Annotated in this window: 13 protein-coding genes; 5 read left to right on the top strand and 8 right to left on the bottom strand. The window is 40.5% G+C overall.

Annotation, left to right across the window (positions count from 1 at the left end; translation table 11 throughout):
- The first annotated feature begins 50 nt into the window (after positions 1-50).
- The gene (locus B7696_RS03735; protein ID WP_084862215.1) at positions 51-1,496 is read left to right on the top strand and encodes a recombinase family protein; all 1,446 of its coding nucleotides are present in this window, start codon (positions 51-53) and stop codon (positions 1,494-1,496) included.
- A gap of 81 nt (positions 1,497-1,577) precedes the next feature.
- Here B7696_RS03735 and comGB read toward each other — a convergent pair whose 3' ends face one another.
- From comGB to pbp1b, 5 genes are all read right to left on the bottom strand, one after another.
- Positions 1,578-2,594: a competence type IV pilus assembly protein ComGB gene (gene comGB / locus B7696_RS03730; RefSeq protein ID WP_084862213.1), complete on the bottom strand. Its 1,017-nt coding sequence runs from the start codon at positions 2,592-2,594 to the stop codon at positions 1,578-1,580.
- Positions 2,542-3,483: a competence type IV pilus ATPase ComGA gene (comGA, locus tag B7696_RS03725; protein WP_084862211.1), complete on the bottom strand. Its 942-nt coding sequence runs from the start codon at positions 3,481-3,483 to the stop codon at positions 2,542-2,544. The genes comGB and comGA overlap by 53 nt, the downstream gene beginning before the upstream one ends.
- 77 nt (positions 3,484-3,560) lie before the next feature.
- Positions 3,561-3,926 carry a DUF1033 family protein gene (locus B7696_RS03720; protein WP_000286413.1) on the bottom strand — a complete coding sequence of 122 codons (366 nt, stop codon included), beginning with the start codon at positions 3,924-3,926 and terminating at the stop codon, positions 3,561-3,563.
- A 149-nt stretch (positions 3,927-4,075) separates the two neighbouring features.
- On the bottom strand, positions 4,076-5,134 hold the full coding sequence (locus B7696_RS03715) for a zinc-dependent alcohol dehydrogenase family protein (protein WP_084862209.1): 1,059 nt from the start codon (positions 5,132-5,134) through the stop codon (positions 4,076-4,078).
- A gap of 505 nt (positions 5,135-5,639) precedes the next feature.
- The gene (gene pbp1b / locus B7696_RS03710; RefSeq protein ID WP_084862207.1) at positions 5,640-8,138 is read right to left on the bottom strand and encodes a penicillin-binding protein PBP1B; all 2,499 of its coding nucleotides are present in this window, start codon (positions 8,136-8,138) and stop codon (positions 5,640-5,642) included.
- Positions 8,139-8,278: 140 nt separating this feature from the next.
- Between pbp1b and tyrS the strand changes: the two genes are divergently transcribed.
- On the top strand, positions 8,279-9,535 hold the full coding sequence (gene tyrS / locus B7696_RS03705; protein ID WP_049494745.1) for a tyrosine--tRNA ligase: 1,257 nt from the start codon (positions 8,279-8,281) through the stop codon (positions 9,533-9,535).
- A gap of 53 nt (positions 9,536-9,588) precedes the next feature.
- The gene (locus B7696_RS03700) at positions 9,589-10,437 is read left to right on the top strand and encodes a putative RNA methyltransferase (RefSeq protein ID WP_084862205.1); all 849 of its coding nucleotides are present in this window, start codon (positions 9,589-9,591) and stop codon (positions 10,435-10,437) included.
- Between the two features lie 105 nt (positions 10,438-10,542).
- Here the strand turns inward: B7696_RS03700 and B7696_RS10540 are convergent, their stop codons facing one another.
- The 3 genes from B7696_RS10540 to malQ form a co-directional block, all read right to left on the bottom strand.
- Positions 10,543-10,749, bottom strand: coding sequence for a membrane protein (locus B7696_RS10540; RefSeq protein WP_045606609.1), 207 nt, complete (start codon positions 10,747-10,749; stop codon positions 10,543-10,545).
- Positions 10,750-11,098: 349 nt separating this feature from the next.
- A complete protein-coding gene (gene glgP / locus B7696_RS03685) occupies positions 11,099-13,357 on the bottom strand; it encodes a glycogen/starch/alpha-glucan family phosphorylase (RefSeq protein ID WP_084862204.1) in 2,259 nt (752 codons plus the stop codon).
- 25 nt (positions 13,358-13,382) lie between these two features.
- Positions 13,383-14,900, bottom strand: coding sequence for a 4-alpha-glucanotransferase (gene malQ, locus B7696_RS03680; protein ID WP_000747274.1), 1,518 nt, complete (start codon positions 14,898-14,900; stop codon positions 13,383-13,385).
- A 479-nt stretch (positions 14,901-15,379) separates the two neighbouring features.
- Here malQ and B7696_RS03675 point away from each other — a divergent pair, with 479 nt between their 5' ends.
- Complete coding sequence (locus B7696_RS03675; RefSeq protein ID WP_084862202.1) at positions 15,380-16,651, top strand: extracellular solute-binding protein; 1,272 nt, start codon at positions 15,380-15,382, stop codon at positions 16,649-16,651.
- A gap of 110 nt (positions 16,652-16,761) precedes the next feature.
- Positions 16,762-18,054 (top strand): sugar ABC transporter permease, encoded by a 1,293-nt coding sequence (locus B7696_RS03670; RefSeq protein WP_084862200.1) that lies wholly within the window; start codon positions 16,762-16,764, stop codon positions 18,052-18,054.
- The last annotated feature ends 1 nt before the right edge of the window (position 18,055 follow it).

Here is an 18,055-nt window from a genome sequence, read left to right as displayed (position 1 = left end):
TCTTGTACCCATTTTATCATTTTTTAGGAAATTTTGAAAGAGGTACTACAATGAAAACTACAAATAAAGTAGCTATATATGTCAGGGTGTCTACCACCTCGCAAGTTGAGGAGGGGTACTCTATCGACGAGCAAAAAGCCAAGCTCTCTAGCTACTGCGATATCAAAGACTGGAATGTATACAAGATATACACTGATGGGGGATTTTCAGGAGCAAATACTGACAGACCAGCGCTAGAGGGACTTATCAAAGACGCTAAAAAAAGAAAGTTTGATACAGTGCTAGTCTATAAGCTGGACCGTCTTAGCCGTAGTCAAAAAGACACGCTTTACTTAATTGAAGATATTTTCATAAAGAATAATATAGCGTTTTTGAGTCTGCAGGAGAATTTTGACACCTCTACACCTTTTGGTAAGGCTATGATTGGGCTCTTGAGCGTCTTTGCTCAGCTAGAAAGGGAGCAAATCAAGGAACGCATGCAACTTGGGAAAATAGGACGTGCCAAGGCTGGAAAATCCATGATGTGGGCTAAAACATCCTATGGATACGACTACCACAGAGAGACAGGAACTATCACTATCAATCCAGCTCAGGCTCTGGCCATTAAGTTTATCTTTGAGAGTTACCTGAGAGGGAGATCCATTACAAAATTAAGAGATGACCTAAACGAGAAATTTCCCAAAGAAATTGATTGGAGCTATCGGGCGGTCAGAGCCATACTAGATAACCCTGTCTACTGTGGTTTCAATCAGTTCAAGGGAGAGATTTATCCAGGTAATCATGAGCCGATAATCACAGAGGAAGTTTATAACAAGACCAAGGAGGAACTGAAGGTCAGGCAAAGGACAGCAGCAGAGAATGTCAATCCTAGACCATTCCAAGCTAAGTACATTCTATCAGGTATCGCCCAATGTGGCTACTGTGGTGCTCCTTTAAAAATTATGTTAGGCGTAAAGAGGAAAGATGGGAGCAGGTTAAAAAAATATGAATGCCATCAAAGGCACCCACGAACGCTGAGAGGCGTTACTACCTACAACGACAATAAAAAGTGTGACTCAGGATTTTACTACAAAGACAAGCTAGAGGCCTATGTGCTAGAAGAAATAAGCAAACTACAAGATAACGCTGATTACCTGGACAAAATATTTTCAGGAGACAATGCTGAGACCATAGACCGTGAAAGCTACAAGAAACAAATAGAGGAGCTGTCAAAGAAACTCAGTAGACTAAACGACCTCTACATAGATGACCGCATTACCCTCGAAGAATTACAAAGCAAGTCAGCCGAATTTATAAGCATGAGGGCTACTCTTGAGACTGAACTAGAAAACGACCCCGCACTCAGGAAGAACAAAAGAAAGGCTGATATGAGGAAACTGCTAAACGCTGAAAAAGTGTTTTCAATGGACTACGAAAGTCAAAAGGTGCTTGTTAGAGGGCTTATAAACAAGGTTAAGGTGACAGCTGAGGATATTGTTATCAATTGGAAAATATAAATAATTTTAGTAACCTACATTTCCACAAGTGTAAAAGCTTTAACCTTAGCTTTTTTCAAGAATGTCATCATTTTTTTCATTTTAAAAATTCACCTCCATATTTTGATACATGGGCATGAGCATTGCCGCATAAAGTAAAACGATAAGCAGAGCCACAAAGATAAAAACCAGTGGCTGCACCAGATTCATGGTGCGGTTGACTCGGGTAAAAAAAGCTTCCCAAGTTTTTTCAGAATAGATTTCCAACTCACTACCCAGCTTGGACTTGACTTCCCCGTACTCGATAATGAGACTCAACTCCTTCTTAAAGAAAGGATAGGTTGCTATGGTTTGAGAAAATTCGCGGCCATTTTGCAGGGCTTGAGCCAGATCTTGACCGATTTCTTTAAAGAGCCGAGAACCTTGTTCCTGCATGATCTGAAAAATCTGCGTCAGCTCCATTCCCTGCGAAATCATATTCCCCCACTCACGCGCATAATAAGCTGTCAAATAGGTCTGCACAAAGATTCCAAGAAAGGGAAGGCATGCTAAGATAGAAAAGACGCGCATCTTAGAACTTCTTTTATAAAAAGTTAGCGCTAAAAGAGTAAGTAGAAAAACAAACACTACCATGCCTAGAAAGATTTGTGGCAGATTGCCGATAATTTGCGTGGCAATATTGCTACTATCCAGTTGTGGTAGTAGGTAGTTCCGTAGCCCCAGCATGATTAAGAGAAGAAAACCCAGCAAAATCAAAGGATAGTTTGCTACTTCAATTAATTTTTTCTTGACCTTGGCTAGATTGTCTAGATACTCTTCTATCTTTCCCAAACTCAGGTGGAGATTTCCATGGACTTCCGCTAGGGATAACTGAGTGACAATGGCACTTGAAAATCCCAAACTTTCCATCATTTCTGAGAATGATTTCCCCTGAGACAAGCCCGTGCGCATCTGAGTCACACACTGCTTGTCTAACAAAGCACTCCTATCTAAAAAGGAGATGGTCTCCACCAAATGAAAACCGCTGGAAAAGAGATTGTTAAACAGGGTGATGATATTTTTTTGCTTAGCTGTAGCTAATTTTTTCCGTTTCAGCCTGAAGACTTGTGATATGTCCATCTTTAAGAAGCTGGTCAATCTGTTCATTCCAGCTAGTTGACTGGTGTTCTTGATAGTCTTTGTTTGCAAAGTCAACGATTCCTCCTCCCCCGATTAATCTCTGGTAGCAGACTCCTTGCAGAACGACTGCTAATTCCTCCTCACTCACACCCAACTCCAGCAAGCGCTCATAAACACCTCGGATACTCTTGGCATGAATGGTTGAAAAGACTGTCGCCCCTGTCAAACTGGCTCTGACCACTGCACGCGCCGTTTCGCTGTCTCGAATTTCTCCGATAATCAAGAGATCTGGTCGATGACGTAGGGAAAGTTTGATGAGATTTTCATAGGTTAGTCCGATCGCTTCATTCAACTGTAATTGGAGCATGTCGTCCTGCTTGATTTCTACAGGATCTTCGATGGACATGACTTGCTGTCCTTTAAAGAGAGACTTGGCCAATTCATGCATCAGGGTCGTCTTGCCACTTCCGACTGGACCAGCAAAAAGATAGAGTCCCCGTTGCCTGTACTGCTTGCCCAATTCATCAATATCCTGAAACCAAAAATGCAAGTCCTGCTTCTCATCATGCAGCAAGCGAATGACTAAACTCTCATGCCCTCTATAATCGCCTACTGTAGATAAACGTAGGGACGCCATCTTCTGGTCATATTCATAATCACAGGAACCAAGTTGACTACGTCGCTTTTCTCCCACATTCATACCCGCCACAAACTTAAAGTGACTAATAACGGCCGCAAACTTTTCAAAATCATAGCTACCAATTTTACAGCGCTCGTCTCCTACCCTCATATGAAGCTCATAAACGTCTAACTTAGGAACAAAATAAATATCCTGCGCCCCTTTTTTCCGAGCCGAACGAATGATTTCTTGTGCAATTTCTTGAACCATACTTACCTCCTCACCTATACTATTCGCAAAGATTTGGGAAAAATAAAAAAAGCAACTCCAAAAAAGTTACTTTTTCTCTATTTTAATTTCATACGGCAAGAACGGTGCCTTTCCTTACCTGTTTGTTTTTCATAGCCTGGGCGTAGTTTTTCATCTGGAATAACCTGCTCATCCTGCAAAAGAGCCAAAGAATGGTATTGTTGTAAATACTCGTCACATTCATCACACCAGCGTTGGTCTTCTGGATCCCAAAAAATGGTCATCAAGTCACTTCTACTTTTATAAAGAGGAGATTCTTGTTCCAATCTAAACCAGCAAGTTTTGTAGTATTTGAGAGCATCATAATACTGGTCAAATTTTCTACTTGCTACAATATCTTCTTCCCAACCTTCTAAGAACCACCACGGTTCAAAATCTCCGTACATTTCTATAACACGATACATATTCATTCATTCCTTTGTACCGTATATTATAACCAATTCCGCCAGACAAGAAAAGAAATATGCTCATTTCTTAATTTCCAGATAAAAAATCCAGCCATCTTATGATGACTGAATTTCTATTTGCTTATGTTCCAAAATCTTTTTACTACCTAGGCTTCAGAAATATCGTTTTCAATAATGACTTTGATTGCATGGTGGTCTGCTGCCTTACTGAAGACTTCATAGGCTTTTTCAATTTCACTTAATTTGAAATAGTGAGTTACCAATTTTTCTGGTTCAATCTTATGACTTTCAAGAGCTTTCAACAATTGTGGAGTTGTATTTGTAGATACCAAACCAGTTGTTACATTGATGTTGCGAATCCAAAGTTTGTCCAAATCGAATTCAACTGGTTTACCATGTACACCACAGTTAGCAACTGTTCCGTCTATACCGATAATTTTTTGACAGAAATCAAATGTTGCAGGAATACCAACAGCTTCGATAGCAACATCTACACCACGACCATCTGTCAAATCATAAATTTCTTTAATCGCTTTTTCAGGGTCTGAAGAATTAACCTTATGAGTCGCACCAAATGATAAAGCAGTTTCCAAGCGGTTATCGTCTAAGTCCACCATAATCAATTTGGCTGGTGAGTAGAATTGGGCTGTCAAAAGAGCAGCCAATCCAACTGGACCTGAACCAATAATGGCTACGCTGCAACCAGGTTCTACTTTCCCTTTCAAGACACCAATTTCATATCCAGTAGGTAGAATGTCTGATAGCATAACCAAGGCTTCATCTGACAAGTTTTCTGGAGTGTGGTAAAGAGTGTTATCTGCATGAGGGACACGTAAATATTCAGCCTGCATACCATCAATCAAGTGACCGAAAATCCAACCCCCTTCGTCTTCACAATGGGCATAAATTCCTTTTTTACAGTAGTAGCATTTACCACAGGCACAGACACAAGAAATCAAGACCTTGTCGCCTTTTTTGAAGTTCGAAACTCCTTCTCCAACTTCTTCAACAATCCCAATCCCTTCGTGACCAAGAATGGTACCACTTTGGCAAGCGGGAACATCCCCTTTGATAATATGGAGGTCTGTTCCACAAATAGTGGTTTTTACGATACGCACAATAGCGTCTGTTGGCTTGCGAACAACTGGTTTGTCTACATCAACAAAAGAAGCAAGTCCTGGTTTAACATAAGTATAGGCTTTCATAAAGCATTCCTCCGTTTTTTTATTTGTACTATTTACAATATAATTGTAAGCCTTTTCATTTGTTTCTTCAAGTATTTTTGTGATTTTTTTAACTTTTTTATTTACCAGTAAAGTAATATAGATAAAAAAGCAGAAGCTAGTCTGCTTTCATCCTTAACAAAGAGAAATTTCACTACTCCAGAAGAACTTTCGATTAACATAAAACGACTAAACAGAGACGATATTACTGATAGATGGAGAATATTCTTCTGTATCATTGAAACACTAGGACATCCAAAACAATTGCACTTTCAGTAAATTTCTATACTAAAATTACAAATAATCTCTGCAATATTATCTAGGCTGCAAAACTCACTTGATAATTTACATTTTACCAACAATTTTGACAATAGCTTTTGTCTTTAAGAGCATAAAAACGGCCTTGCTTCTCACTTAACGAGATTCAAGACCGTTATTTAAGATTTTTATTTTACACTTGAAAAAGAGAGGTTTCCATTTTATAGTTCTATCTTCTGCTATTTGATTGTGTAGATGATGAACTTGATGTACTGTTAGAACTACTACTTGAGCTTGGTGTAGATGATGAACTTGATGTACTGTTAGAACTACTACTTGAGCTTGGTGTAGATGAGAAGCTACCAATAATACTTGACCAAGCGTTTTGGTAATCTGCTTCACTTCCTCCAATAGCAAAGTGATAGCTTGTCGTTGGAGCTCCTGCCTTGTTAGCCCAATAGCTCGTTACAGTAGGACCTGAAAGATCAACTGTTTTTCCATTAACGGATACTTTCCCTGGCTTCTGTCCTGTAGATCTGAGGACCTGAGATTGGGTCACACTAGAATCAAGATTAAAGCGTTCATTACCCCAAACACCAGGCTCAGCCTGTTGGATAGCATTGACCAAGTAAGCCATATATTTGGCATTTCGATAATGCCCAGCCCCCTTAGCCATCGGGCGGTTATCATCATGCCCTAGCCAACCACCTAGAGTCAATCTTGGTGTCGAAAGCATGAGCCACATATTTTCATCTTCATTGGTTGTACCAGTCTTACCAATCCAGTCTGCACGAGCTAAACTTGAATTGATAGAAGCCAAATCCGTTTGGAAACTTGAAGTGATCCGAGATGAAATCACCTCACGAAGCAAACTCTGCATAATCGTTGCTGTTGCCTTCGAATACACTTGAACTGGTTTGTCTTGGAATTCATAGATTACTCTACCATCAGATGATTCAATCTTAGAAATCACATGTTTCTGATGGTAGACACCGTTATTGGCAATTGTTTGATAACCATTGGTATGCTGGGCAACTGTGACTTCAATCCCACCACCCATAGGCAGGCTCTCGATACCGTACTCTGGAATCTCGTAACCCATTTTTTCCATATAGCTCTTAACATCGACACCTTTTTCACGAAGCATGCGATAAGTCCAATAGGCTGGAATATTCCATGAATAGTTTAAAGCATCACCCAAATTGACCATATCTGTGCCTTTACTACTACCATGCACAATCGGACTACCATTTGCAAAATTTGTAGGATAATTTGACAATATGCTAGCACTTCCCATCAAACCTTGGTCAATGGCAATTCCGTAGGCCAGCAAAGGCTTGGTTGTAGAGGCTGGCGAACGCTTGGTGTCAAAGGCGTGATTGTTTTGGTTAGTCTGGTAATTACGACCACCAACAAAGCCTAGAACAGCCCCCGTTTTATTGTCCATCAAAACATTCCCTACTTCAGGCTGCCCAGTCGAATCATCTACCAAATAACCATAGTTCGCAACTGCATTTTGCATGGCCGCATGGATTTTTTTATTGATCGTTGTAGTGATTTTGTAGCCACCGTTACTTAATTCCTGCTCAGCTCTCTCATGATAAGCCTTTCGAATCGCTTCATTTTTCAATTCTTGGTTCGAAACATTGTCCTGTCGAACTAAATAATCATACATACGGTCTGTCGCTTCAGCCATAGCTGTAAAGTAGAGATAATCCCTCGAAACAACATTGACAGTTCCTGATGGCAAGAAGTCTTGCTTGAGATTATAATCCTTGTACTGGTCGTATTCTTCCTGAGTCAGAGCACCCGTACGGTACATGTTGTAGAGAACATCCTTGGCCCGCTTCAAACCAAGTTCTAAGTCTTCATCACTCTTTAACTCTCCAGTATTTTCATAAGGAGAATAAGTAATCGGACTCTGTGGCAAACCTGCTAGGAAGGCAGCTTGGGGAATACTCAACTTGTTGGCATCGATACCGAAAATCCCTTCAGCAGCTTGCTGGGCACCTGCAATATTCTGACCTTTATGATTTCTACCAAAGGGAGCAACATTGAGATAAGTCGTCAAGATTTCATCCTTACTCATACTACGTTCCAAGGCAAGGGCATCAACAATTTCTGTAGCCTTACGAGCCAAAGTCGGAGCATCTCCGACCACTTGTTGCTTGATTAACTGTTGGGTCAAGGTCGAGCCCCCGCTAGATGAGCCCAAACCTGCAAAGGTTCCCAAAGTCGCTCGAATCACAGCTTTTGGCACAACCCCGTTATGTTCAAGAAAATGTTCATCCTCAGTAGCAACGATAGCCTTTTTGAGATTGTCCGATATTTCCCCAGATGAAACAGAAGTTCGCAGTAGGTCACTCTCGATAGAAGCAATGACACTCCCATCTGCATAAACAATTTCTGAGATGGAAGAAATATTTTTAACCTGCTTAACCAAGTCCTCCGATTGGGGAACCTTGGCCTTGTCAAACAAAGCAACTCCATAACCAAGAGCTACACCTGCACCAAAAAGTCCACCGATAAAGCCTAGAATAAAGAGAGTATTCAGAATGCCCTTAATAGCAACTAAAATGCTACCTAGGATAGCCAGAACTTTCCCACCTGTCCCATCCGACTTCTTCACTTCTGAGACTTTCTCTGATTTTCTATGATTTATTTTTGATTTTACTCGCTGGAAAAATTCCAGCATTTTTCGTTTTAATTCATTTAATTGATTTTGCATGGATTTCCTCACTCTATCTATTATACCATAAAAGGTAAACTTTCAATAAAATAGCTACTTTCTTCCCTATTCTACTAGGCTATTGCCCAAGTTTGTGATACAATAGGTAGAAACAATATTTTACAAAGGAGAAAAGACACATGCACATTTTTGATGAGCTAAAAGAGCGTGGTTTGATTTTTCAAACGACTGATGAAGAAGCTTTGCGTAAAGCCCTAGAAGAAGGTCAAGTTTCTTATTATACTGGCTACGATCCAACTGCTGACAGCCTTCACCTAGGCCACCTTGTCGCAATCTTGACAAGTCGTCGCTTGCAGCTAGCAGGTCACAAACCTTATGCGCTCGTTGGCGGTGCTACAGGTCTCATCGGAGATCCGTCCTTCAAAGATGCTGAACGTAGTCTCCAAACAAAAGACACAGTAAATGGCTGGGTCAAGTCTATCCAAGGACAACTTTCTCGTTTTCTTGACTTTGAAAATGGGGAAAATAAAGCTGTCATGGTCAACAACTACGACTGGTTTGGCAGCATCAGCTTCATTGACTTCCTCCGTGATATCGGAAAATACTTTACTGTCAACTACATGATGAGTAAGGAATCTGTTAAAAAACGAATCGAAACAGGAATTTCTTACACTGAGTTTGCCTACCAAATCATGCAAGGTTACGACTTCTTCGTCCTTAACCAAGACCACAATGTGACGCTACAAATCGGTGGTTCTGACCAATGGGGAAATATGACAGCCGGTACCGAATTGCTTCGTCGTAAGGCTGATAAAACCGGTCACGTTATCACTGTTCCATTGATCACAGATGCAACTGGTAAGAAATTTGGTAAATCAGAAGGAAACGCAGTCTGGCTCAATCCTGAAAAGACTTCTCCATACGAAATGTACCAATTCTGGATGAATGTTATGGATGCAGATGCTGTTCGCTTCTTGAAAATCTTTACTTTCTTGTCACTTGATGAGATTGAAGACATTCGTAAACAATTTGAAGCAGCGCCACACGAACGCTTGGCTCAAAAAGTCTTGGCTCGTGAAGTCGTTACACTTGTTCACGGAGAAGAAGCTTACAAAGAAGCCCTCAACATCACTGAGCAACTCTTTGCAGGAAATATCAAAAACCTTTCTGTCAAAGAGCTCAAACAAGGACTTCGTGGAGTGCCAAACTACCAAGTTCAAGCAGATGAAAACCACAATATTGTGGAACTGCTCGTCTCATCTGGTGTAGTTAACTCAAAACGCCAAGCCCGTGAAGATGTCCAAAATGGAGCTATCTACGTAAACGGTGACCGCATCCAAGACCTTGACTATGTCTTGAGTGACGCAGATAAGTTAGAGAACGAACTGACTGTTATCCGCCGTGGGAAGAAAAAATACTTTGTTCTTACATATTAAAAAGTAGACTGGGGGCATTTGCCATCCAGTCCTTTTTTTGCTAGACTTAAACTATGAATACAAATCTCAAACCCAAACTTCAGCGCTTTGCTTCTGCGGTTGCCTTTGCCTGTCCTATCTGTCAAGAAAATCTGACTCTACTAGAGACTAGTCTCAAGTGTAACAATCGCCATTCTTTTGACCTGGCAAAATTCGGCTATGTCAATCTAGCCCCTCAAATCAAGCAATCTGCTAACTACGACAAGGAAAATTTCCAAAACCGTCAACAAATCCTAGAAGCTGGATTTTATCAAGCTATTCTGGAAGCTGTCTCTGATTTACTTTCAAACTCAAAAAATGCCAAAACAATTTTAGATATCGGTTGTGGTGAAGGTTTTTATTCTCGTAAACTCCAAGAAAGCCATCCTGACAAAACCTTCTATGCCTTCGACATTTCCAAAGATTCCGTCCAAATCGCTGCCAAAAGCGAACCCAACTGGGCAGTCAATTGGTTCGTTGGTGACTTAGCTCGTCTTCCTATAAAAGACGCCAGCATGGATATCTTACTTGATATCTTTTCCCCTGCCAATTACGGAGAATTTCGTCGCGTTTTATCCAAAGACGGTATCTTGATAAAGGTTATTCCAACTAAAAATCACCTTAAGGAGATCCGCCAGAAGGTACAAGACCAGCTGACAAACAAGGATTATTCTAATCAAGATATCAAGGAGCATTTCCAGGAACACTTTACCATCCTATCTAGTCAAACTGCCTCTCTGACTAAAACTATCACAGCAGATCAGCTCCAAGCCCTACTCAGCATGACGCCCCTACTCTTTCACATCGACCAGAGCAAGATTGACTGGAGTCAACTGACAGAGATTACCATTGAAGCTGAGATTCTGGTTGGGAAAGTACTATAATTGACACAAAAAACCGCATTTCAAGAAGATCTGCGGTTTTAAATTTCAATTTTTAAACTATCTATCCCAAAAGTCTAAAACATTTAAAGCTTTTAGCTTCTCCATTTATTTTCGATTCGAAATGACAAACTTATCAATAAATAGCAAGTGAAATAAGGCAAGTGTAATTCCCGATAAGCACCCATGATAAGAGATTTCTTGATGGGTAAGGGGGTAAAGATTACTATTACCCGCCAAGAGACATGTCAAAATCACAAATAGTATCCAAAATAAATCAGTCCATTTATATTTTGAAAAATATTTTTTCCACATAAGAACACCTTCTTTCCTATAATCATATTATAATACTTTATGTAAGCGAATACAAGAGATATGAGGTGATTTTTAAGTAGATTTCGAAGCTGAAAGACAGTAAAAACCAGCATTTATAAACCTTCACTGTATCTAGGATTTATCTATTTTTAGACAAGATTGTTCCAAATCCACAGCATTCAAAAAAGCGAATTTCAATCGAAATTCGCTTCATAGGAAAGTGTATTAGTATAAATCTTGTATCTTATACTCAATGAAAATCAAAGAGCAAACTAGGAAGCTAGCCGCAGGCTGTACTTGAGTACGGCAAGGCAACGCTGACGTGGTTTGAAGAGATTTTCGAAGAGTATTAGTTCAAGTGCCAGATATCTTCGTTGTACTGAGCGATTGTACGGTCAGATGAGAAGAATCCTGCTTTAGAAATGTTAACGATAACTTTATCCAACCATGCGTCACGATCTTCGTAGTCAGCCAACATTTGCTCTTTGACTTTGATGTAGTCTTCCAAGTCAAGAAGAGTCATGAACCAGTCTTTGTTGATTAATTCATTGTAAAGACGTTCCAAGCGCTCTTTGTTTCCAGCTGCAAGAACTGCATCGCTAACGATGAAGTCAACCAATGGTTTGATAGCTTCACGAGCGTAGAATTCGCTTGATTTGTAAGCTGCTTTTGCGTAAAGATCGATAACAGTTTCTGAATCTTCACCAAAGATGTAGATGTTTTCGTCTCCAACCAACTCAGCGATTTCCACGTTAGCACCGTCCATAGTACCAAGAGTCAAGGCTCCGTTCAACATGAATTTCATGTTACCAGTACCTGAAGCTTCTTTAGAAGCAAGTGAGATTTGTTCTGAGATATCACATGCTGGGATAAGGAAGCTTGCTGCAGTAACGTTGTAGTTTTCAACCATAACTACTTGCAGGTGTGGAGCTACTGCTGGATCGTTAGCAATAACTTCTGACATGCAAAGGATCAAGTGGATGATGTCTTGAGCAATTGTGTAGGCTGGAGCTGCTTTACCACCAAAGAAGATTGTGATTGGGCGAGCAGGGATGTTCCCAGCTTTGATGTCAAGATATTTGTGGATTACGTACAAAGCGTTCATTTGTTGGCGTTTGTACTCGTGAAGACGTTTGATTTGGATATCAAAGATAGAGTTTGGATTGATTTCCACACCTTGGTGTTCTTTCAAGTGACGAGCCAATTTACGTTTGTTGTGAGCCTTGATGCTTTCCAATTTTTCTTTGACAGCTGCTTTGTCTTCATAAGACAAGAGTTTTTCAAGCTCATCTGCTTCATGGTGCCAACCTTCTCCAAGAATCTCATCCAAGTAGTGAGACAAGCTTGGGTTAGCATGCATGAGCCAACGACGGAAAGTGATACCGTTTGTTTTGTTGTTGAATTTTTCTGGGTAAAGGTCGTAGAAAGCTTTCAACTCAGAATTTTTCAAGATTTCAGTGTGAAGTGCTGCTACTCCGTTAACGCTGTATCCGTAGTGGATATCCATGTGAGCCATGTGAACACGTCCACTCTCGTCAATAATTTGAACAGCTGGATCTTTCACTTCTGCTTTCACACGACGGTCCAATTCTTCGATGATTGGTACCAAGTGAGGAACCACTTCTTGCAAGAATTCAAGAGGCCATTTTTCAAGGGCTTCAGCAAGGATTGTGTGGTTAGTGTAGGCAGTCATGCTACGAACGATTGAGATTGCTTCGTCAAGTTCGATACCACGAGCAGTCAAAAGACGGATCAATTCAGGGATAACCATTGATGGGTGAGTATCGTTGATTTGTACAACTGCGTAGTCAGAAAGATCATGCAAGTTGCTTCCTTTTTCGATTGCTTCTTCGATAATCAATTGCGCACCATTTGAAACCATGAAGTATTGTTGGAAGATACGGAGCAATTCACCTTGACGGTCACTATCATCTGGGTAAAGGAAAAGAGTCAAGTTGCGAGCAATGTCTGTTTTATCAAAGTTGATACCGTCTTTAATAATTGAAGAATCAACTGAATCCAAGTCAAACAAACGCAAGCGGTTCTTAGTTTCTGTCTTGTAACCAGGTACATCGATATCATAAAGAGTTGATGTCAATGTGAAGTGAGCAAATGGCACTTGGTAGCTACGGCTTGAGCGAACCAACCAGTTTTGCTCTGTCAACCATGCGTTTGGAATTGTTTCTTGTTGGTTGTTTTTAAGAACTTGTTGGAAAAGACCGTAGTGGTAGTTAAGACCAACACCGTCACCGTTCAAACCAAGAGTAGCAATTGAGTCGATAAAGCAGGCAGCCAAACGTCCCAAACCACCATTACCAAGAGATGGTTCCAATTCAACTTCTTCAACTTCGATCAAATCTTTACCTGCAGCTGCAAGTTCTTTTTTGACATCGTCGTAAAGACCAAGGTTGATCAAGTTGTTTGACAAAAGTTTACCAATCAAGAACTCAGCTGAGATGTAGTAAACTTTTTTCTTACCAGTGTTAACTGGTTTTTTGCTACTTGCAAGCTTGCTGTAGTTAAGAAGAGCCAGGTAAAGCTCTTCATTGCTACATTCTGCAATGGTTTTATTGTAACGATTTTGTACAAATTCTTGTAGTGATAACATGTTTAAGGTGTCTCCTGATATTGTATTATTTCTTTAATTCTACCAAATTTTCATTGATTCGGCGATAGATTGTTGTCAAGTCAAGCAAGCCTTCCTCGACAGCTGGTGTCAATTGATCTTCAGTCATACGCCAAGACCAGTTTCCACCAAGGGTAGATGGGAAGTTCATACGAGCTGCCTCATCCAATTCTAGCAAATCTTGCATAGTTGCAATTGCCATGAAGCTAACTGATGAAAAGACTGTACGAAGCATAGCATGTGGCACTGTTTCGTATTCTTTACGGTTAGTGTAGCGAGCCATGTATTCACGAGTCGCATCATCGATCTCGTTACGGTACCAACCAAGGACCGTATTGTTATCGTGTGTTCCTGTGTACATAACTGAGTTAGCAGGTGCCAAGTGTGGGCTATCGATACTTTCATCTTCTGGGTTGAAGGCAAATTGAAGAATCTTCATCCCTGGGAAGCCAGTACGTTCACGCAATTCGATGACTTCGTCTGTCATGAAACCAAGATCTTCTGCGATGATGTTTAACTCACCAAGCTCTTCCTTAACGGCTGCAAAAAGCTTGTAGCCAGGACCTTTCACCCACTCACCAGGTGCTGCTGTATCAGAACCAGCAGGGATTTCCCAGTAAGATTCGAAGCCACGGAAGTGGTCAATACGAACGATGTCGTAGATTTTGAAGCTTTCACGCAAGCGTTCAATCCACCATTTGTAGCCGTCTTTGTCCATTGCTTCCCAGTCATAGATTGGGTTGCCCCAAAGCTGACCAGTTGCAGAAAATTCATCTGGTGGGCATCCTGCGATGCAAGTCGCCTTACCGTTGACATCTGTCTTGAAGAGATGTGGATTTGCCCACATATCGCTTGAATCTTCCGCTACGTAGATTGGCATGTCTCCAACGATTTCGATGTGGTTGTCGTTAGCGTAAGCTTTTAATTTCAACCATTGTTGGAAGAAGAAGTATTGAGTCACACGGTGGTAAACCAACTTGTCTGCCAATTGCTCACGGTAGCTTTCAAGAGCTGAAGCTTTCCGAGCACGAGCATCTGCATCTGGCCATTCAGTCCAAGCAAGATTGTCAAAATGCTCTTTGATAGCCATATACTCTGCAAAGAGTTCAAGCCATGATTGGTTGTCTTGAGCAAATTTCTCAAAATCTTTAACATCTCCTACTTCCAAGAAACGTTTTACCGCTTTTTCTAAAAGAGGACGACGTGCATAGTAGATTTTCGCATAATCAACTTCAGACGCATCACTACCAAAGTCAACCCCTTCAAGGTCACTTGCTTGCAACAAGCCTTGTTCCACCAAGATATCTAAATCGATAAAATGAGTGTTCCCTGCGAAGGCTGAGAAAGATTGGTAAGGAGAATCTCCGTAACTAGTTGTCCCTAGTGGAAGGATTTGCCAGTAACGTTGTTTTGTGCGAACCAAGAAATCAACGAAGTCGTAAGCACTTTTACCAAATGATCCGATTCCGTATGCTCCTGGAAGAGAAGAAATGTGCATCAACACACCACTTTGACGTTTTTTCATAATAAGCACCTCGTGTGTTTATAGTTAGATATTACATTTTTATGAACGCAAACGTTTGCGCTATTACTAGTATAGCTTATTTTCTTGATAAATGCAAGCGGTTTTAAATAACTTTTTTGATTATTTTTTAAAAATTTTTTCTTCTTACTCGTATATATATTCTTTCAGGAAGCAAACAAAATAGGAATAAGGCTTTCACTTATCTTATTAAGCAAAAATAAAGTGAGAATCCTCTCTACTTTCCATTTGTAAATTAGGCAATCGTTTTCCCAACTTTTTTTAAATTTAAAACAAAACCGATTTTTGGGATTTTCTACTATTATAAACAAATAAAACGCTTACCCTTTTCGTGAATTTTTTTTAAAATTTTTACAAAAAACACTTGCAACCGCTTTCCAATTGTGCTATACTAGTCCCATAAAGGAAAACGTTTGCGTTTCCTCATTATAAAATTTGTTATTCTTTAGGAGGAATACACTATGTCATCTAAATTCATGAAGAGCGCTGCTGTGCTTGGAACTGCTACACTTGCTAGCTTGCTTTTGGTAGCTTGCGGAAGCAAACCTGCTGAAAAAGCTGCTGATGCTGGTTCATCTGAAGCAAAAGAAATCACTCTTTACGTTGAAGACCAATACAAAGCTTTTGCTGAATCAGCTGCAAAAGCTTACGAAAAAGAAGCTGGCGTAAAAGTGACTATCAAAACCGGAGACCAAATGGGTGGTCTTGACAACCTTTCTCTAGATAACCAATCTGGTAAAGCTGCTGACGTTATGATGGCACCATACGACCGTGTAGGTAGCCTTGGTACTGACGGCCAACTTTCAGAAGTTAAATTGAGCGACGGCGCTAAAACAGATGATAAAACTAAATCTCTTGTAACAGCTGCTGACGGTAAAGTTTACGGTGCTCCTGCCGTTATCGAGTCACTTGTTATGTACTACAACAAAGACTTGGTAAAAGAAGCTCCAAAAACATTTGCTGACTTGGAAAACCTTGCTAAAGATAGCAAATACGCATTCGCTGGAGAAGATGGAAAAACTTCTGCTTTCCTAGCTGACTGGACAAACTTCTACTTTGCATACGGACTTCTTGCTGGTAACGGCGGTTACGTATTCGGACAAAACGGTAAAGATGCTAAAGACATCGGTCTTGCCAACGACGGCGCTATCAAAGGTGTAGAATACGCTAAATCTTGGTATGAAAAATGGCCTAAAGGTATGCAAGATACTGAAGGAGCTGGAAACCTAATCCAAACTCAATTCCAAGAAGGTAAAACAGCTGCTATCATTGACGGACCTTGGAAAGCTAAAGCCTTCAAAGACGCTAAAGTAAACTACGGTGTTGCAACTATCCCAACTCTTCCAAACGGAAAAGACTACGCAGCATTCGGTGGTGGTAAAGCTTGGATCATCCCATCAAGCACTAAAAACCTTGAAGCTGCTCAAAAATTTGTAGACTTCCTTGTTTCAACTGAAGAACAAAAAGCCTTCTACGATACAACTAACGAAATCCCAGCTAACACTGAAGCTCGTTCATACGCTGAAGGTAAAAACGATGAGTTGACAACAGCTGTTATCAAACAGTTCAAGAATGCCCAACCAATGCCAAACATCTCTCAAATGTCAGCTGTTTGGGACCCAGCTAAAACAATGTTGTTTGAAGCTGTAAGTGGTAAGAAAGATGCTAAAACAGCTGCTAACGATGCTGTAACATTGATCAAAGAAACAATCAAACAAAAATTTGGTGAATAAAAAATTTGTTCAAGGGGGGTGGAATTCAAATCCCCCTTTGAATTTATCAATAAAAAACATATATAGTTTAGGTTTTGATTAGAAACCAGTATCCTATGAAAGGAGTTATTATGGAAAAGCAACAACCTAGTAGAGCAGCCCTGCTGTCTATCATTCCTGGGTTAGGACAGATTTACAATAAACAAAAAGCCAAAGGTTTTATCTTCCTTGGTGTAACCATCGTATTTGTCCTTTATTTCCTAGCACTTGCAGCCCCTGAATTGAGCAACCTCATCACTCTTGGTGACAAGCCAGGTCGTGATAATTCCCTCTTCATGCTGATTCGCGGTGCCTTCCATTTAATCTTTGTAGTTGTTTATGTACTCTTTTATTTCGCAAATATCAAAGATGCACATACAACTGCCAAACACATTAATAATGGTATTCCAGTAGCACTTACCTTTAAAGAAATGGTCAAAGGAATCTATGAGAATGGTTTCCCTTACCTCTTAATCATTCCATCTTACATTGCCATGACTTTTGCGATTATCTTCCCAGTTATCGTAACCTTGATGATCGCCTTTACCAACTACGACTTCCAACACTTGCCACCAAACAAATTGTTGGACTGGGTTGGTTTGACCAACTTTACAAACATCTGGAGCTTGAGTACCTTCCGTTCTGCCTTTGGTTCTGTTCTTTCTTGGACTATCATCTGGGCTTTATCTGCCTCAACTTTACAGATCGTGATTGGTATCTTCACAGCTATCATTGCTAACCAACCATTTATCAAAGGAAAACGCATCTTCGGTGTTATTTTCCTTCTTCCTTGGGCTGTCCCAGCCTTCATCACTATCTTGACATTCTCAAATATGTTTAATGATAGTGTCGGTGCTATCAACACTCAAGTCTTGCCGATCTTTGCTAAATTCCTTCCTTTCCTTGATGGGGCTCTTATCCCTTGGAAAACAGACCCTACTTGGACTAAGGTTGCCTTGATTATGATGCAAGGTTGGCTTGGATTCCCATATATCTACGTTTTGACTTTGGGTATCTTGCAATCTATTCCTAACGACCTTTATGAAGCAGCTTATATTGACGGTGCCAATGCTTGGCAAAAATTCCGCAACATCACTTTCCCAATGATCTTGGCTGTTGCGGCACCTACTTTGATTAGCCAATACACCTTCAACTTTAACAACTTCTCTATCATGTACCTCTTCAATGGTGGAGGTCCTGGTAGTGTCGGAGGGGGAGCTGGTTCAACAGATATCTTGATCTCATGGATCTACCGTTTGACAACAGGTACATCTCCTCAATACTCAATGGCGGCAGCTGTTACCTTGATTATCTCTATCATTGTCATCTCAATCTCTATGATCGCATTCAAGAAACTACACGCATTTGATATGGAGGATGTCTAAG

The sequence above is a fragment of the Streptococcus mitis genome, assembly GCF_002096815.1.
GTDB classification, from domain to species: Bacteria; Bacillota; Bacilli; order Lactobacillales; family Streptococcaceae; genus Streptococcus; species Streptococcus mitis_AD.
Note: the sequence above shows the minus strand (reverse complement) of the source record. Positions and strands in the feature narration are given on the sequence as shown.